Consider the following 14,565-nt stretch of genomic DNA (forward strand, 5'->3'; position numbering starts at 1 on the left):
GAAGATGGATTGCGACAGTACATTCATTACTACAACCACGAGCGCATCAGGAGCAAATTAAAAGGGCTGAGTCCTGTGCAATACAGAACTCAGCCATCTTTGGGTTAACCGCCCGTTTCAACTGTCCAACTAATTGGGGTCAGTTCAACGCGGGGCTTTTTTGGTTGGGTGAGGGACTTTAAGCCGCCGTCAAGCCAGCCGGTGGTGTGCTGGTGGCGCGGCCTTTGTAGTCGGTCCAGCACTGGCGGGTGAAGTCGTACAGCTTGCAGTCGCGAGCGGTTTGAAAATACCAGCGCCAAGAGAACGGCTGCACGATGATGCGCCCGGGCAGCAAGGTTTCCAGCTTGGTTTGCGCTTGCTTCAAGCGGTACAGCGGAATGCTCATGTCCACATGGTGGGCGGTGTGCTCCATGATGTGGTGCATCAGGGCGCCAATTTTCAGTGGGAATGTGAGGTGCACCGTGGTGGACACGAAGGGCTGGGCTTTGGCCCAAGCGCTGCGGTCATCGTGCCAAGACACTTTCACATGGGTGTGGTGCACATAGACCACGAAGCCAATCATGCCGCACCAGAACAAGAACGGCACGACAAAACTGCAAAACAGCAACCACAGCACCGACTGGTTGGTGGCCAAAGCGGCGAAAACGATGCCGCCAATCCACAAGGCGGCAAAGGCGGTGATCAGCCAGCTGTCGCGCACAAAAATGGGGCGGCGAGTGGGCATTTCTTTGGCGGTGGGGAAGACCATTTTTTTCCACCAAATTTCAATCATGTAGTACAGACCGGGTGCCCAGCCACTGCGGTAGATGCGGTCCAACAAACGACCCATCCAAGACAGCTTGGCAAATTCTTCCTGTGTGAGCGGGGCCCAAACAAAGTCGAAACCTTTGAGGTTGGTGTAGCCGTGGTGCACCACGTTGTGGCCGATGTCCCACAAGCTGTAAGTGGTGAGCGAGGGCAGGAAGGCAATGCGGCCCAGCCATTTGTTCAGGCCGCGGTGGGGTGTCAGGCTTTGGTGGCAAGCGTCATGGCCAATGATGAACAAGCGGCCAATGGTGAAACCCATGGCCACGGCGCACAACAATTTGGCCCACCAGGCTTCAAAGAACACGGTGCCGGCCAAAAAACCGGCCCAAATGGCGTAATCCATCAGCAGCAAGGCGATGGCGCCAAACGTGACGCGGTCAGACAAAGGCACCAGCCACTCGCGGATCACCTTGCGGTGCGGCATGGGTTCGTCAATAGGAATGGGTTGTTCAAGGTTGGTCATAAAGCAGGTGCTTTGGCGCACCAAAAAAGGGGTAATGCGCAAAGAAAAGCAAGTTTGTTGTTTTTCTCAGTCCGTGGGGGCGATTGTAGCCAGTTGAGGCCCGCCGGGACCAACCCCTACCAGCGGGCGGGCAATCGCTTGCGAACCCGGTAAACCTTGTCGGGCTCGCGCACCACATAGCCGCCCATGACCAACTCTTTCAGCAAACGGCTGACCATTTCCCGACTGCAACCAATGTGCTGCGCCATCTGGGCGTGGGTCATGGCCGGGGCTGCACACCAAGCCTCGCGTTCAGCCTCTTGGCGCTGCAACAAGGCGCTGAGTCGGCTGTAGGCGTCGGAAAACAAGGCCAGCCGGGTGGTTTCGGTGGCCATGCGCACCCGCTGCAAGGCCAGTTGCAAGACATCCAGTGCCAGCCCGGGGTTGTGGCGCAACACGGCCAAGGCGGCATCGCGGCTGACCACGGCGCAGACCACCGGTGTCAAAGTGACCACGCTGGCGCAATGCGGCCCTTCATCCAAAGCCAGCGCACCCACCAAGTGCCCGGCACCCACCACGGCCAAGGTGATTTCGCGCGGCTTGCTGTCGTCAGAAAGCGCATATTCCCGCAGCCGCCCACTCAACACCACATAAAGCACATGGCCGCTGTCGCCTTGCTGAATCAACAAGGTGCTTTTGCGGTAATGGCGCACTTGACCTTGCCGCGCCAGCATTTGCAAGCCCGGCAGATGCTGGCCATGAATCAAGGTGTCAAAGCTGAAACTGTCGATGTTCATGGCTGCACTTTAGTGTCAGATACCCTGGCCATGTGTCAGCCCCACTTTCGCAATGCGTGAGTGCGACTCGCGCTGACCGACCCCGCCCAACCAAGCCAATCTGACTTGTCAGCGTGTGACAATAGCGGCTCATTTCAAGGACTTCCATGCCGCTGCACGCCACCAAAATCGTTGCCACCCTCGGCCCCGCTTCCAGCGATCTGGCGGTACTGGAGCAAATGATCAAAGCCGGTGTGAATGTGGTGCGCTTGAATTTCAGCCACGGCCAAGCGCAAGACCATGTGGACCGTGCCAACCTGGTGCGCGAAGCGGCCAAGCGGGCCGGCAAGGTGGTGGCGATCATGGCCGATTTGCAGGGCCCCAAAATCCGCGTCGGCAAATTCGCCCAGGGCAAAGTCATGCTGGAAAACGGTGCCAAATTTGTGCTGGACGCCTCGCGCACCGAGCCCGGCGATTTGCAAGGCGTGGGCTTGGATTACAAAGAATTGCCGCGCGATGTGAAAGCTGGCGACTTGCTGCTGCTCAATGACGGACTGATTGTGCTCACCGTCGACGCCGTCAAAGGCGAGCAAGTCCACACCACGGTGAAGATGGGCGGCGAACTCTCCAACAACAAAGGCATCAACAAACAAGGCGGTGGCCTGACCGCACCTGCCCTCACGGGCAAAGACATGGAGGACATCAAAACCGCCATGGCCTTTCAAGCCGACTATGTGGCGGTGAGTTTCCCGAAAAGCGCCACCGACATGGAAATGGCCCGCCAGTTGTGCAACGTGGCCGCCGAGCCGTTCAAACACAAGCCCGGGCTGATTGCCAAGATCGAGCGCTTTGAAGCCATTCCCCACTTGGAAGACATTTTGCGTGCCAGCGACGGCATCATGGTCGCGCGGGGCGACTTGGCGGTCGAGGTGGGCAACGCAGCCGTGCCCGCGCTGCAAAAGCGCATGATCAAAATGGCCCGCGAGATGGACAAAGTGGTGATCACTGCCACGCAAATGATGGAGAGCATGATCACCAACCCGGTGCCCACCCGCGCCGAGGTGAGTGACGTGGCCAACGCCGTGCTCGATGGCACCGACGCCGTCATGCTGAGTGCCGAAACCGCTGTTGGCAAATACCCCTTGGAGACAGTGCTGCAAATGGCTCAGATTTGCAAAGCCGCCGAAGAGGCCGAAGACGTGGCGCTGGACGCCGACTTCACCGGCAAGCAGTTTCAGTTCATCGACCAAACCATTGCCATGGGCGCCTTGTTCACCGCGCACCATTTGGGCGCCAAGGCCATCGTGGCCCTCACTGAATCGGGCTCCACGCCTTTGTGGATGAGCCGCCACCGCATCCACATTCCCATTTACGCCCTGACCACCACCGAGCGCACCCAACGCCGCATGGCGCTCTACCGCAATGTGCACGCTTTGCTGATGGACACTTGCACCGATCGAGATGCCGCTTTGGCCCAGGCCGAAGTGCATTTGAAAAAACGTGGCATCGTCAACGCCGGCGATGTGTATGCCATCACCTGTGGTGAACCGATGGGCTCACCCGGCGGCACCAACATGCTGAAAATCAGCCGCGTCGTCTAATTTTTTTAGTTTTCAAGGACTTGTTTCATGGCTTTAGTTTCAATGCGCGAACTCTTGGACCATGCCGCCGAAAACGGCTATGGCATCCCCGCTTTCAATGTGAACAACCTCGAGCAAGTGCAAGCCGTCATGGCTGCGGCTGATGAAGTGGGTGCGCCCGTCATCCTGCAAGCCAGCGCGGGTGCACGCAAATACGCCGGCGAGCCCTTCATCAAACACCTGATTCAAGCGGCCACCGAGTCTTATCCCCACATTCCTTTGGTGATGCACCAAGACCACGGCACGTCGCCCGCCATTTGCCAAGGCGCCCTGAACCTGGGTTTTGGTTCGGTGATGATGGACGGCTCCCTCATGGAAGACGGCCAAACACCTTCAAGCTTTGACTACAACGTGAGCGTCACACAAAAAGTGGTGGCCATGGCCCATGCCATCGGTGCCACGGTGGAAGGCGAACTCGGTTGCTTGGGCTCGTTGGAAACCGGCGAAGCGGGCGAAGAGGACGGCGTGGGCGCAGTGGGCAAACTCGACCACAGCCAAATGCTGACCGACCCCGAAGAGGCGGCGCAGTTTGTCCAAGCCACGCAACTCGATGCTTTGGCGATCGCCATTGGCACCAGCCACGGCGCCTATAAATTCACGCGCCCGCCCACCGGCGACGTGTTGGCCATCAGCCGCGTCAAAGCCATCCATGCCCGCATCCCCAACACGCATTTGGTGATGCACGGCTCGAGCAGCGTGCCCCAAGACCTGCTGGCACGCATCAACCAATTCGGCGGCAAGATGAAAGAAACCTACGGCGTGCCGGTGAGCGAGATTCAAGAAGCCATCAAACACGGTGTGCGCAAGATCAACATCGACACCGATGTCCGCTTGGCCATGACCGCCGCGGTGCGCCAATTCTTGGCCGAAAACCCCGAGAAATTTGACGCCCGCGAATGGCTCAAGCCCGCCCGCGAAGCCGCCAAAGCGATTTGCAAACAGCGCTACCTCGAGTTCGGCTGTGAAGGCCAAGGCAGCAAAATCAAGGGCACGCCTTTGCAAATGATGGCGGCCAAATACCAACAAGGTTTGTTGGCGCAATTGGTGCACTGATCACCAAGATTTGGTGACATATACACAAAAAATGTGTATAAAATCCCCTTCTCTTTGAACAGGAGGAGCACCATGGAAACCCGCACCAACATTGTTTTGGATGACGAATTGGTCCACCAGGCCATGCTTCGCGCTGGCGTCAAAACCAAAAAAGCGGCCATCGAAGCCGCCCTCAAAGCCTTCATCCGCAAGCCCGACTACAGCGCCATCACGGCCTTGCGCGGCAGCGGCGTGCTGGCCGACGACTATGACCCGAATGAAGCCTTCGCCCTGCCTTCTGGGTTCAGTTTGATGGCCGCTGAAGCGCCGCCTGCCAAGACCAAGCGACTGGCCAAACGCCCGTGAGCAACCCTGTCTTGATCGACACCTCGGCCTGGGTCGAGTACTTGCGCGCCACCGGCTCGCGGCACGACCTGGCCGTGGCCAGCGCTTTGCGTTCACCGCAAGGTGTGCTGATGCCCGCCGTGGTGTTACAAGAAGTGCTGCAAGGCGCACGCTCGCCCAGCCACTTCATGGCCTTGCAAACGGCACTCGAAGCCATCGATGTCTTTGAGCCTGAAGACTGGCCTCATTTGCACGCGCAAGCGGCCTTGCTGTATGCGCGGTGCCGTTGGCAAGGCTTGACGGTGCGCAACCCGACCGACTGTGTGGTGGCAGCCTGCGCTTTGGAAGCTGAGTTGCCTTTGCTGGCGCGAGACGCCGACTTTGTGCACCTGCAACGCATTGCACCCGCTTTGCAATTGATGTAAGCCCCGCCCTCGCCCGACAATGCTTTTTTGAAAACAGCCCCATGAACCCCACCCTGCACACCCACACCCTCGGCTCTCTTCCTTTGCTGGCTCGCGGCAAGGTGCGCGATAACTACGCCGTGGGCAACGACCGCATCCTGATGGTGGCCTCGGACCGCATCAGCGCGTTTGACGTGGTCATGGGCGAGCCCATCCCCGGCAAGGGCGCATTGCTCACGCAAATGGCGCTGTTTTGGTTCGACAAACTTGGCCACATTTGCCCCAACCACCTGACCGGCGACGCGCCCGAAACCGTGGTCTCGGATGCCGAAAAACCCTTCGTGGTGCAACGCTCGATGCTGGTGCGGCGCTTGAAACCCATCCCAGTAGAGGCCGTGGTGCGCGGCTATTTGGCGGGCAGCGGGTGGAAGGAATACCAAGAGAGCCAATCGGTGTGCGGCGTGCCGCTGCCCGCGGGTTTGAAGAATGCGTCTCGCTTGCCCGAACCGATCTTCACGCCCGCCGCCAAAGCCGAGATGGGCGAGCACGACGAGAACATCAGCTTTGAGCAAGTGGTGGCCATGATCGGCCCCGACTTGGCCGAGCGCATCCGCAGCATCAGCATTGCCCTGTATGAAGCGGCTTATGACATTGCAGCGGCCAAAGGCATCTTGATCGCCGACACCAAGTTTGAATTTGGCTTGAGCCCCGAGGGCACCTTGGTGCTGATGGACGAGGTGTTAACGCCCGACTCGTCACGCTACTGGCCCGCTGATGCCTACCAAGAAGGCGCCAACCCACCGAGCTTTGACAAACAGTATTTGCGCGACTGGTTGGAAACCGCGCAAATGAACGGCGCGGCTTGGAACAAACAAGCACCTGCGCCCACATTGCCTTCCGAGGTGATTTCGCTCACGGCGGACAAATACCAAGAGGCGTGGGCGAGGTTGAAGAATTAATCAGCTCAGGCGGTTATCAACGCCGCCGATTTGATTCATTGCTTTTCCATGTGCGCCCTTTCTTGGTGAGTGGGTGATTGGATCATCAAAAAAGTGATCAGTACTTCACCTCTGCAAACTTCGGGCGGCTTAATCTAGACATCTTTCCCTCCAAAGGATGTCCATCCAAGCGCGGGTGAACTCTGATTTTTGCCCCTACAATAAATGCCGCTTTACTTCTTTATCTTTGATCCAGACAAAGACCGTCGAAACGTCTTGAAACATGGTTTGTCATTGCGCGAAGGTATTGCGGTTTTTACTTCGCCCCACAAATTGACGCTCGCATCTGCCAGGGTGGGCGAAGATCGTTTGATGGATATTGCTGATGTGCATCAGCTGGTGTTGATATTGGTTTACGTCGAGCGGTCTGCACAAATCAGACTCATCTCTTTACGTCCAGCTTCGAAACAAGAAAGGTTGCTGTATGCCAAATGGAAAAACAAAGCTTAAAACTCAGCCTGTTCGACTTATGGGCCCACGCAAGCCCGCAGTGCCCCAAAGCATTCCCTGCGATGCCGCGTCAGATTTGTACGACCCGAATGACCCGGCCGCGGTGGATGCCTTTTGGCAAACGGCAAGCATCAAGCGTGGGCGGCCTGCCGCCGTTGTGAAGCGACCCACTTTGAATATGCGGGTGGATGCTGATGTGTTGGAGGCTTTCAAAGCCACAGGCCCGGGTTGGCAAACCCGCATCAACGCTGTGTTGGTCAAAGCGGTTCGAAAAGGTCTTTGACGCCCATACTTTGACTCAGTTCAAGGCCATGCTCAAACGGCGGCGGTACTTGGACACCAACTCGGCTTGCGGGTCTTCCAGGGCCGTGGCTTTGCCGGTGAGTTCAATGCCACCGGCGGATTTGCCGGGCACGGGCTGATCACCTTTGGCCTTGGGCGGGGTCAACAACTCCAAAATCGCCACGATGTTTTTACGCGCAGCCTCTTCCGCCCAGGTTTTGTCGCGCATCACAATTTCCAGCAACTCGTCCATGGCCGCGGTCCATTCGGCTGAGGCCATCAACAAACGCGCCTTGGCCAAGCGGGTGTCGAAATCGCGTTTGTTCTTTTCAATCAGCGCATCGAATTGGTCCAAGGTCCATTGCGCACGCTCGTCGGTGGTGGCGAAGTGCAGCGCTTCCCACCAGTGCTTCAAAGCTTCAAAACGCAGCTGCAACGGGATTTGCACCAGCGCGGGTGCCAAGGCGGCTTTGGCCTGGTCCAACTCGCCCATGGCCATCAAGAGCTTGATGTAATCAAAACGGGCGTCATCGTTGCCAGGGTTCATGGCCAAGGCTTCTTGCAATTTGGCCAGCGCTGTGCTGGTGTCGCCTTGCGCCAGCAAGGCTTCGGCTTCACTCAGGTCTTCTTGCGCGATCATCTCGCCCTCACTGGGCAGGTGCTTGTCTAAAAATTCACGCACCTTGACTTCGGGCAAAGCACCCATGAAACCATCGGCGGGCTTGCCGTCTTTGAGCAAAACGCAGGTGGGGATGCTGCGGATGCCAAAAGCTTGCGAGAGTTGCTGCTCGTCATCCGAGTTGATCTTCACCAACTTGAAGCGGCCTGCGTATTCCACTTCCAGTTTTTCCAAGATGGGGCCTAAGGATTTGCACGGGCCGCACCACGGTGCCCAAAAATCCACCAACACAGGCACTTGGGTGGAAGCGGCAATCACTTCGGCTTCAAAATTGGCAACGGTCACATCAATCATGGGGGTCGGTTCCAGGGGAATAAAATCAGCTCACCAACACGCCAAAGCTCAAACGAGCCTTGGCATTCTGTCAACGCATAAGCTTACCCGCAGTTCACTGCCTCTTCATCATGAACCCCATTCTTGTCGGTGTGGTCATGGGCTCCAGCTCTGACTGGGACACCATGCAACATGCCACCCAGATCTTGCAAGACTTCGGCATTGGTTTTGAGGCCCGGGTGGTGTCAGCGCACCGCATGCCCGACGACATGTTTGCCTATGCCGAAGCCGCGCACGGACGCGGCCTCAGAGCCATCATCGCGGGGGCTGGCGGTGCGGCGCATTTGCCAGGCATGTTGGCCGCTAAAACCACGGTGCCCGTGTTGGGCGTGCCGGTGGCCAGCAAGCATTTGCAAGGCGTGGACTCCTTGCACAGCATCGTGCAAATGCCCAAAGGAATTCCAGTGGCCACCTTCGCAATTGGTGCAGCAGGCGCGGCCAACGCGGCCTTGTTCGCAGTGGCCCTGTTGGCGCATGACAACCCCAAACTGCAGCAAGCGCTGCAAGCGTTTCGCCAACAACAAACCGACGCCGCACGTGCCATGACCGTGCCGCCTGCACTTTGAAAACCTTGTTGCCAGGCGCCACCTTGGGCGTGTTGGGTGGCGGTCAATTGGGCCGCATGTGGAGCCACGCGGCACAAGCTTTGGGCTACCGCACCGCTGTCCTTGACCCCGATGCACACAGCCCGGGAGGCTTGGTCAGTCATCTTCATGTGGCGGCCGATTACCTCGACCCTGTGGCCTTGCAACAGATGGCCGCGCAATGCCAGGCCATCACCACCGAGTTTGAAAATGTGCCTGCTGAAGCCTTGCGCCAATTGGGCTTGAGCTTGCCTTGCGCACCGGGTGCCCAGCCGGTGGCGGTGGCGCAAGACCGTGCAAAAGAAAAAGCACACTTTGTGGCTTGCGGTGTGCCTGTGGCCCCGCATGCAGTGCTGCACAGTGAAGCCGACTTGGTTTCGGTGTCCCCAGCTTTATGTCCCGGCATTTTGAAAACCACACGCTTGGGCTATGACGGCAAAGGTCAGGTGCGGGTGACGTCGCTTGCTGACTTGCCCGCCGCATGGAAGCAGCTGCAAAGCGCTGGCCCCGCTGTGTGCATTTTGGAAAAACGCCTGCCCTTGGCCGCAGAATGTTCTGTGGTGTTGGCGCGGGGCTTTGATGGTCAGATGGTGCACTTGCCGGTGCAGGTGAATTTGCACCGAGACGGCATCTTGGCAGTGACCGAGGTGTTTGCAAACGCCTTGCCTGCCGCCACCGAACAACAAGCCTTGAAAGCGGCCCATGAGGTGGCGCGCGGCTTGAACTATGTGGGTGTGCTGTGCGTCGAGTTTTTCTTGCTGCAAGACGGCCCTGAACGTGAGGCCTTGGGCCCACTGGTGGTGAACGAAATTGCACCGCGCCCTCACAACAGCGGACACCACAGCATCAACAGTTGCGATGTGTCGCAGTTTGAATTGCAGGTGCGTTGCATGGCCGGTTTGCCATTGGTACAGCCACGCTTGCACAGCCCCAGCGTCATGCTGAACCTGTTGGGCGACTTGTGGTTTGCACAAGGTGACCAAGCCATTGAGCCGCCTTGGCCGCGCGTGTTGGCTTTGCCTGGTGTGCATTTGCACCTGTATGGCAAAACCCAAGCACGCGAAGGTCGCAAGATGGGCCACCTCGCGGTCACGGCCGCCACGCCCGAAGCGGCCAAGCAAGTGGCCCTGCAAGCCGCCGCCATCTTGGGTATGGCTGCGTGGTGAAAACTTCATCGGATGCGGTGCTGCAAGCCGCCCACGTGTTGTCACAAGGCGGCTTGATTGGTTTGCCCACTGAAACGGTCTATGGCCTGGCAGCTGATGCTTTGAACCCGCAAGCTGTAAGTGCTATTTTTCAAGCCAAAGGCCGACCCGCAGATCACCCGCTCATCGTGCATGTGGTCGATGCGGCGCAAGTGGCTTTGTTTGCGCAGGATGTCCCTGAATTTGCCGTGCACTTGATGACGGCGTTTTGGCCCGGTCCTCTGACGCTGATCTTGCCGAAAAAAAGCGGTGTGGCCGATGCTGCTGCCGGTGGCCACCAAACCATTGCGCTGCGCTGCCCTGCACACCCGATGGCGCAAGCGGTGTTGCAAGCGGCACAAAGCTTGGGCGTTCAAGGTGTGGCGGCCCCCAGCGCGAATCTGTTTGGCAGCGTCAGCCCCACCACAGCCGCGCATGTGCGCGAAGCATTTCCATCGCTCTTGGTGTTGGATGGCGGCGCGTGTGATGTGGGCATCGAATCCACCATCGTCGATTGCAGCCGTGGTGCGCCGGTGTTGTTGCGCCCGGGCATGCTGAGCTTGTCGCAGCTCTCTCAAGCCTGTGGTGTGGCCGTGTTGAATTCAACCAGTCTTGAAACCACGTCAGCAACTTCTGCTGATGCCTTGAACGAACAAACCCCCGCAGCACCGGGCAGCTTGGCGTCGCACTATGCACCGCGTGCGCGGCTGCGATTGCTGTCGGCTGATGAGATGCTGTCCCGCTTGCCACGAGTGGCGGTGCAAGTGGCGTTGTGGACCCGCTCTGTGTTGGATGTGCCTGCGGGTGTTTGGTGGGTGAAGATGCCCTCGGATGCAGCGCAGTGCGCCCATGAATTGTTTGCGCAGCTGCGGGCCATGGATGCCAAAGGTGTGCAAGAGATTTGGGTCGAGACGCCGCCTGAGGGCGAGGCCTGGGATGGTGTGCGGGACAGGTTGCAGCGGGCAGCGGCTTTGAAGTGAAGTGTCAGCGCCCAGCCGCCCAGTCGATCAAGGCGTCCATCACCGGCCTGCCTTGGTTCGCGTTCGGGTGGTTCAGCATGGCCACCAGCACAAAGCGCTGGCCGTTTTGTCCGTCCACATAGCCCGCAATGCCCATGCTGTCGCGCAAACTGCCGGTTTTCAGGTGGGCACTGGCGCTGCTTTTGCTGCGCTTGAGGGTGCCGTCCACGCCGGTGAGCGGCAGTGAGGCCATCAGTTCTGGCATGAAGGACTGCAACCAGGTCCATTGCAGCAAACGCGCCAAGGTGTGGGCGCTGATACGCATTTCCCGGCTCAAGCCTGAGCCCTTGTCGATCAAGGGTGGTTCGCCGCCGATGCGGTCACGCCACCACACCTCCATCACCTCTTTGGCCGCAAGGGGTGTGGCTTGACCGCGTTTGTGCGCGGCCAGAGTCAAGAACAACTGATCGGCCATGACGTTGTTGCTGAACTTGTTGATGTCGCGCACCACCTCGCCCAACGTGGCGGACTCTGCAAAAAACACCGGCTTCAAGGCTGTGGGGACGCTGCCATCGCGCACGCTGCCACTGAGTTGACCGCCGAGTTGTTGCCACATACCCAACACCGCGCGGGACGCAAATTGATCAGGGTCGGCATACGCCACAGGCCAGAGTTTGTCGCTGCAGCTGGCTGGAAATCCACCCATGAATCGAATGCTCAAGGGGTTGCCAAACTCGGGCTTCAAACTGGCGCGGTAATCGGCGCAGTCACCTCCCATCAAGGGCACACTGGCTTGCAATTGCACCCCAGCCAGCGGGGGCTCCCAATGCACCCGCGCCACTTTGTGCGCCGGGTCGGGCACGAAGTGAAACATCAGCGACTTGTAGTTCAGCAGCAGCGCATCTGGTGCGGCGTTGTAGGGGCGCAGGGGTTCGCCATCAAAACTCGCCGGGTCGTGCGGCGGCAATGCAAACAAGCTGCGGTCGAGCACGATGTCGCCTTGAATCTGCCGAATGCCCAGGCCTTGCAAGCGGCGCAACAGCAACCAAAGTTGCTCCACCCCCAGCTTGGGGTCGCCACTGCCTTGCAAATAAACCTGTCCGTGCCACACATCGCCGCGCAACTGCCCCTCCAAATACACCGGGGTGCGCCAAGTGAAGGCCGGGCCCAACATGTCCAGCGCCGCACTGGTGGTGACCAACTTCATGAGCGATGCTGGGTTGCGCGGTACATCGGCCTGGTGTTGCAAGCGCGGCGTGCCGGGCGCAGCCACCGGCCACACCACCACGCTGAGCGCGTCCCGCGGCAACTTGGCGCGTTGTAAAGCGTCTTCAACGGCGGGTGGCAAACTGGTTTGACCCTGGGCGGCACCTAGCCCACACAAGAGCGATAAGACCATGCCGACAAAACGGCTTGTCTTGATTGCATTGGGCTTGCAAGCGAAATGGGGTGAGGTCGGCGTTGGTGTCATGACCCGATTATGAAACTGTGCTTGGCGCTTGCCACGGATAATCCACGGATGCCAGCTCTCATTCAACGCCTGCGGCAATTACCCCCGCAAACCATCGGCCTGTTGGCCGCGGTCATCACAGTCTCTATTTGGAGCGCCTTCATCGTCATTGCACGTGCCTCGGCCTCGGGGCATTTGCTACCGCTGGACATTGCCTGGGCACGCATCATGGGCGCCAGCATCGTGTTGCTGCCTTGGGCTTGGTGGCTGAATCGCCAAACACCTGACCGGCCCTCTGGTTCTTTCGGCGGACTCTCGCCGCTGCCCTTTCGAACCACCGTGATCGTGGGTCTGTTTGGAGGTTTGAGTTATTCGATGTTCGCCTACAGCGGCTTTTTCTTTGCACCTGCGGCCCATGGCTCGGTCTTGATGCCTGGGTTTTTGCCAGTGTGGACAAGTTTGTTGGCGCTGGCTTTGTTAGGCGAGCGCTTGCATGGCAACCGGTTGATGGGTTTGGCCCTCATCATCAGCGGCGGGATGTTGGTGGGCGGCAGCAGCATGTTGCATGCGTTTGATGGTGGCAGCTTGTGGCTGGGCGATGTTTTGTTTTTGTGCGCCAGTTTTTGCTGGTCCACCTACAGCGTGCTGAGCCGTCGCTTCAACCTGCAAGCCATCCCCGCCACCATCGCCATCACTTGCTTTGCGTTTTTCAGTTTTGTGCCGCTGTACACCGTGTTGGCTTGGCTACAAGTTGTGCCCAGTCATTTGTTCACCGCGCCTGTCTCAGAAGTCTTGTGGCAGGCGCTGTTTCAAGGCGGCGGTTCGGTGGTCATTTCGGGCATCACCTTCACGCAAATGATCCGCCACTATGGGCCTGTGCGCTCGACCATGATCACCTCCTTGGTGCCCGGCTTGTCGGCCTTGGGTGCGGTGGTGTTTTTAGGTGAACCGCTGGGCTGGCACTTGCTGTTGGGCCTGTCTCTGGTGACCGGCGGCATTTTGTTCGGTGTGCAAAAGGCACCCGCGGTGTTAGCCAAAGCATGAAGTTCTTGGCGATTGAGACCAGCACCGAGCGGCTGTCGTTGGCCGTGCAAAACGACGGGCACATCTGGGCCTTTGAAGGCGCAGGCGGCGCACAGTCTTCGGCCGCGCTGATTCCCGCCGTCATGGATTTATTGCAGCAAGCGAACCTGTCCTTGCCAGATTTGAACGCTATCGCCTTCGGTCGCGGCCCCGGGGCTTTCACGGGTTTGCGCACCGCCTGTGCCGTGGCACAAGGTTTGGCCCTGGGCGCAGATTTGCCGGTGCTGCCCATCGACACCTTGCTGTGCGTGGCTGAAGCAGCTCGCACAAGTTCTGAACGGGTATTGGTGTTGATGGATGCGCGCATGCAACAGGTGTATGCGGCGGCGTATGAATGGCAAGACGCGCAATGGCATTGCGTTCAAGCACCGCAATTGCTCTATCCTGCGGCTGTGGCATTGCCTGATGGCTGGACGCCGTCAACATGTGTCATCGCTGGCAATGCATTGACTTCTCCAGATTTACAAGACGGCCTGCAACACTTACACACCTCTCAAGCACTGAAGGCCGCGCTTTGGCCGCAAGCCACGCCCATGCTGCGATTGGCCCATGCGGCGTGGCTTCGCGGCGACGCCGTGGATGCTGATCAAGCACTTCCCGTTTATGTGCGCGATCAAGTCGCGCTCACCACGGCCGAGCGCTTGGCTTTGAAAGCTGCTGCGGCATGAAATCTCCTGTGGCCATGCAAGCACACCATCTGCCTGATGTGCTGCGCGTCGAGCAGTCAGCCTATTCGCACCCGTGGACGCATGGCAACTTCATCGACTCCATCGCTTCGGGCTACCACTTGCCTTTGTGGCTTGAACAAGACCAGATCGCTGCTTACCTGGTAGCGATGCGCGGTGTCGACGAAGTGCATTTGCTCAACCTCACCGTGGCGCCAGATTTCCAGCGCCAAGGTTGGGCGCGGATGCTGTTGCAGCATTTGCGTGACTGGAGCATTGAACGCGGTGCCCACAATCTGTGGTTGGAAGTGCGGGCCAGTAACCTGCGGGCCATTCAGGTGTATCAAGCCCATGGTTTCACCACCGAGGGTTTGCGCCGAGACTACTACCCTGTGCACATGGGACGACGCGAGGACGCGGTGGTCATGTCTTTGCAGTGGTAAGGTTGCCGC

18 protein-coding genes are annotated in these 14,565 nt (G+C 58.8%); 14 read left to right on the forward strand and 4 right to left on the reverse strand.

What is annotated here, in order from left to right; translation table 11 throughout:
• Nucleotides 1–108, forward strand: a 108-nt coding sequence (locus AC8GFP_RS06435; RefSeq protein ID WP_506612295.1) for an IS3 family transposase, incomplete at its 5' end; no start/stop codon positions are given.
• A gap of 70 nt (nt 109–178) precedes the next feature.
• Here AC8GFP_RS06435 and AC8GFP_RS06440 read toward each other — a convergent pair.
• Both AC8GFP_RS06440 and AC8GFP_RS06445 read right to left on the reverse strand, forming a co-directional pair.
• Nucleotides 179–1,270 carry a fatty acid desaturase gene (locus AC8GFP_RS06440; RefSeq protein WP_506611432.1) on the reverse strand — a complete coding sequence of 364 codons (1,092 nt, stop codon included), beginning with the start codon at nt 1,268–1,270 and terminating at the stop codon, nt 179–181.
• A 116-nt stretch (nt 1,271–1,386) separates the two neighbouring features.
• Nucleotides 1,387–2,046 carry a Crp/Fnr family transcriptional regulator gene (locus AC8GFP_RS06445; protein WP_506611434.1) on the reverse strand — a complete coding sequence of 220 codons (660 nt, stop codon included), beginning with the start codon at nt 2,044–2,046 and terminating at the stop codon, nt 1,387–1,389.
• A 146-nt stretch (nt 2,047–2,192) separates the two neighbouring features.
• Here AC8GFP_RS06445 and pyk point away from each other — a divergent pair, with 146 nt between their 5' ends.
• The 7 genes from pyk to AC8GFP_RS06480 all read left to right on the forward strand — a co-directional run bounded on the left by pyk (nt 2,193) and on the right by AC8GFP_RS06480 (nt 7,177).
• Complete coding sequence (pyk, locus tag AC8GFP_RS06450; protein ID WP_506611436.1) at nt 2,193–3,626, forward strand: pyruvate kinase; 1,434 nt, start codon at nt 2,193–2,195, stop codon at nt 3,624–3,626.
• A 27-nt stretch (nt 3,627–3,653) separates the two neighbouring features.
• Entirely contained in the window at nt 3,654–4,718 is a 1,065-nt protein-coding gene (gene fba, locus AC8GFP_RS06455) for a class II fructose-bisphosphate aldolase (RefSeq protein WP_506611438.1), read from the forward strand.
• A gap of 72 nt (nt 4,719–4,790) precedes the next feature.
• A complete protein-coding gene (locus tag AC8GFP_RS06460; RefSeq protein ID WP_506611440.1) occupies nt 4,791–5,063 on the forward strand; it encodes a type II toxin-antitoxin system VapB family antitoxin in 273 nt (90 codons plus the stop codon).
• On the forward strand, nt 5,060–5,467 hold the full coding sequence (gene vapC, locus AC8GFP_RS06465) for a type II toxin-antitoxin system VapC family toxin (protein ID WP_506611442.1): 408 nt from the start codon (nt 5,060–5,062) through the stop codon (nt 5,465–5,467). Before AC8GFP_RS06460 ends, vapC begins: the two co-directional genes overlap by 4 nt.
• A 41-nt stretch (nt 5,468–5,508) precedes the next feature.
• Nucleotides 5,509–6,405: a phosphoribosylaminoimidazolesuccinocarboxamide synthase gene (locus tag AC8GFP_RS06470; RefSeq protein WP_506611444.1), complete on the forward strand. Its 897-nt coding sequence runs from the start codon at nt 5,509–5,511 to the stop codon at nt 6,403–6,405.
• 204 nt (nt 6,406–6,609) lie between these two features.
• A complete protein-coding gene (locus AC8GFP_RS06475) occupies nt 6,610–6,894 on the forward strand; it encodes a BrnT family toxin (RefSeq protein ID WP_506611446.1) in 285 nt (94 codons plus the stop codon).
• 19 nt (nt 6,895–6,913) lie between these two features.
• A complete protein-coding gene (locus tag AC8GFP_RS06480) occupies nt 6,914–7,177 on the forward strand; it encodes a BrnA antitoxin family protein (protein ID WP_506611448.1) in 264 nt (87 codons plus the stop codon).
• A gap of 15 nt (nt 7,178–7,192) precedes the next feature.
• Here the strand turns inward: AC8GFP_RS06480 and trxA are convergent, their stop codons facing one another.
• The gene (trxA, locus tag AC8GFP_RS06485) at nt 7,193–8,149 is read right to left on the reverse strand and encodes a thioredoxin (protein WP_506611451.1); all 957 of its coding nucleotides are present in this window, start codon (nt 8,147–8,149) and stop codon (nt 7,193–7,195) included.
• A 110-nt stretch (nt 8,150–8,259) separates the two neighbouring features.
• Here trxA and purE point away from each other — a divergent pair, with 110 nt between their 5' ends.
• The 3 genes from purE to AC8GFP_RS06500 are packed head-to-tail and all read left to right on the forward strand — an operon-like array spanning nt 8,260 to nt 10,936.
• A complete protein-coding gene (gene purE / locus AC8GFP_RS06490; protein ID WP_506611453.1) occupies nt 8,260–8,754 on the forward strand; it encodes a 5-(carboxyamino)imidazole ribonucleotide mutase in 495 nt (164 codons plus the stop codon).
• Nucleotides 8,751–9,938: a 5-(carboxyamino)imidazole ribonucleotide synthase gene (locus AC8GFP_RS06495; protein ID WP_506611455.1), complete on the forward strand. Its 1,188-nt coding sequence runs from the start codon at nt 8,751–8,753 to the stop codon at nt 9,936–9,938. The genes purE and AC8GFP_RS06495 overlap by 4 nt, the downstream gene beginning before the upstream one ends.
• Entirely contained in the window at nt 9,932–10,936 is a 1,005-nt protein-coding gene (locus AC8GFP_RS06500; RefSeq protein ID WP_506611457.1) for an L-threonylcarbamoyladenylate synthase, read from the forward strand. The genes AC8GFP_RS06495 and AC8GFP_RS06500 overlap by 7 nt, the downstream gene beginning before the upstream one ends.
• A gap of 4 nt (nt 10,937–10,940) precedes the next feature.
• Here the strand turns inward: AC8GFP_RS06500 and dacB are convergent, their stop codons facing one another.
• Entirely contained in the window at nt 10,941–12,314 is a 1,374-nt protein-coding gene (gene dacB / locus AC8GFP_RS06505) for a D-alanyl-D-alanine carboxypeptidase/D-alanyl-D-alanine endopeptidase (protein WP_506611459.1), read from the reverse strand.
• A 120-nt stretch (nt 12,315–12,434) separates the two neighbouring features.
• Between dacB and AC8GFP_RS06510 the strand changes: the two genes are divergently transcribed.
• From AC8GFP_RS06510 to rimI, 3 genes are read left to right on the forward strand one after another with little or no spacing between them, the layout of a single operon-like run.
• A complete protein-coding gene (locus tag AC8GFP_RS06510) occupies nt 12,435–13,409 on the forward strand; it encodes a DMT family transporter (protein ID WP_506611461.1) in 975 nt (324 codons plus the stop codon).
• Nucleotides 13,406–14,116, forward strand: a complete 711-nt coding sequence (tsaB, locus tag AC8GFP_RS06515) for a tRNA (adenosine(37)-N6)-threonylcarbamoyltransferase complex dimerization subunit type 1 TsaB (RefSeq protein WP_506611463.1) — start codon at nt 13,406–13,408, stop codon at nt 14,114–14,116. Before AC8GFP_RS06510 ends, tsaB begins: the two co-directional genes overlap by 4 nt.
• Nucleotides 14,113–14,556, forward strand: a complete 444-nt coding sequence (gene rimI / locus AC8GFP_RS06520) for a ribosomal protein S18-alanine N-acetyltransferase (RefSeq protein ID WP_506611465.1) — start codon at nt 14,113–14,115, stop codon at nt 14,554–14,556. Before tsaB ends, rimI begins: the two co-directional genes overlap by 4 nt.
• The last annotated feature ends 9 nt before the right edge of the window (nt 14,557–14,565 follow it).

This window comes from Limnohabitans simekii (SeqCode) (genome assembly GCF_965234735.1).
Lineage (GTDB): Bacteria > Pseudomonadota > Gammaproteobacteria > Burkholderiales > Burkholderiaceae_C > Limnohabitans > Limnohabitans simekii.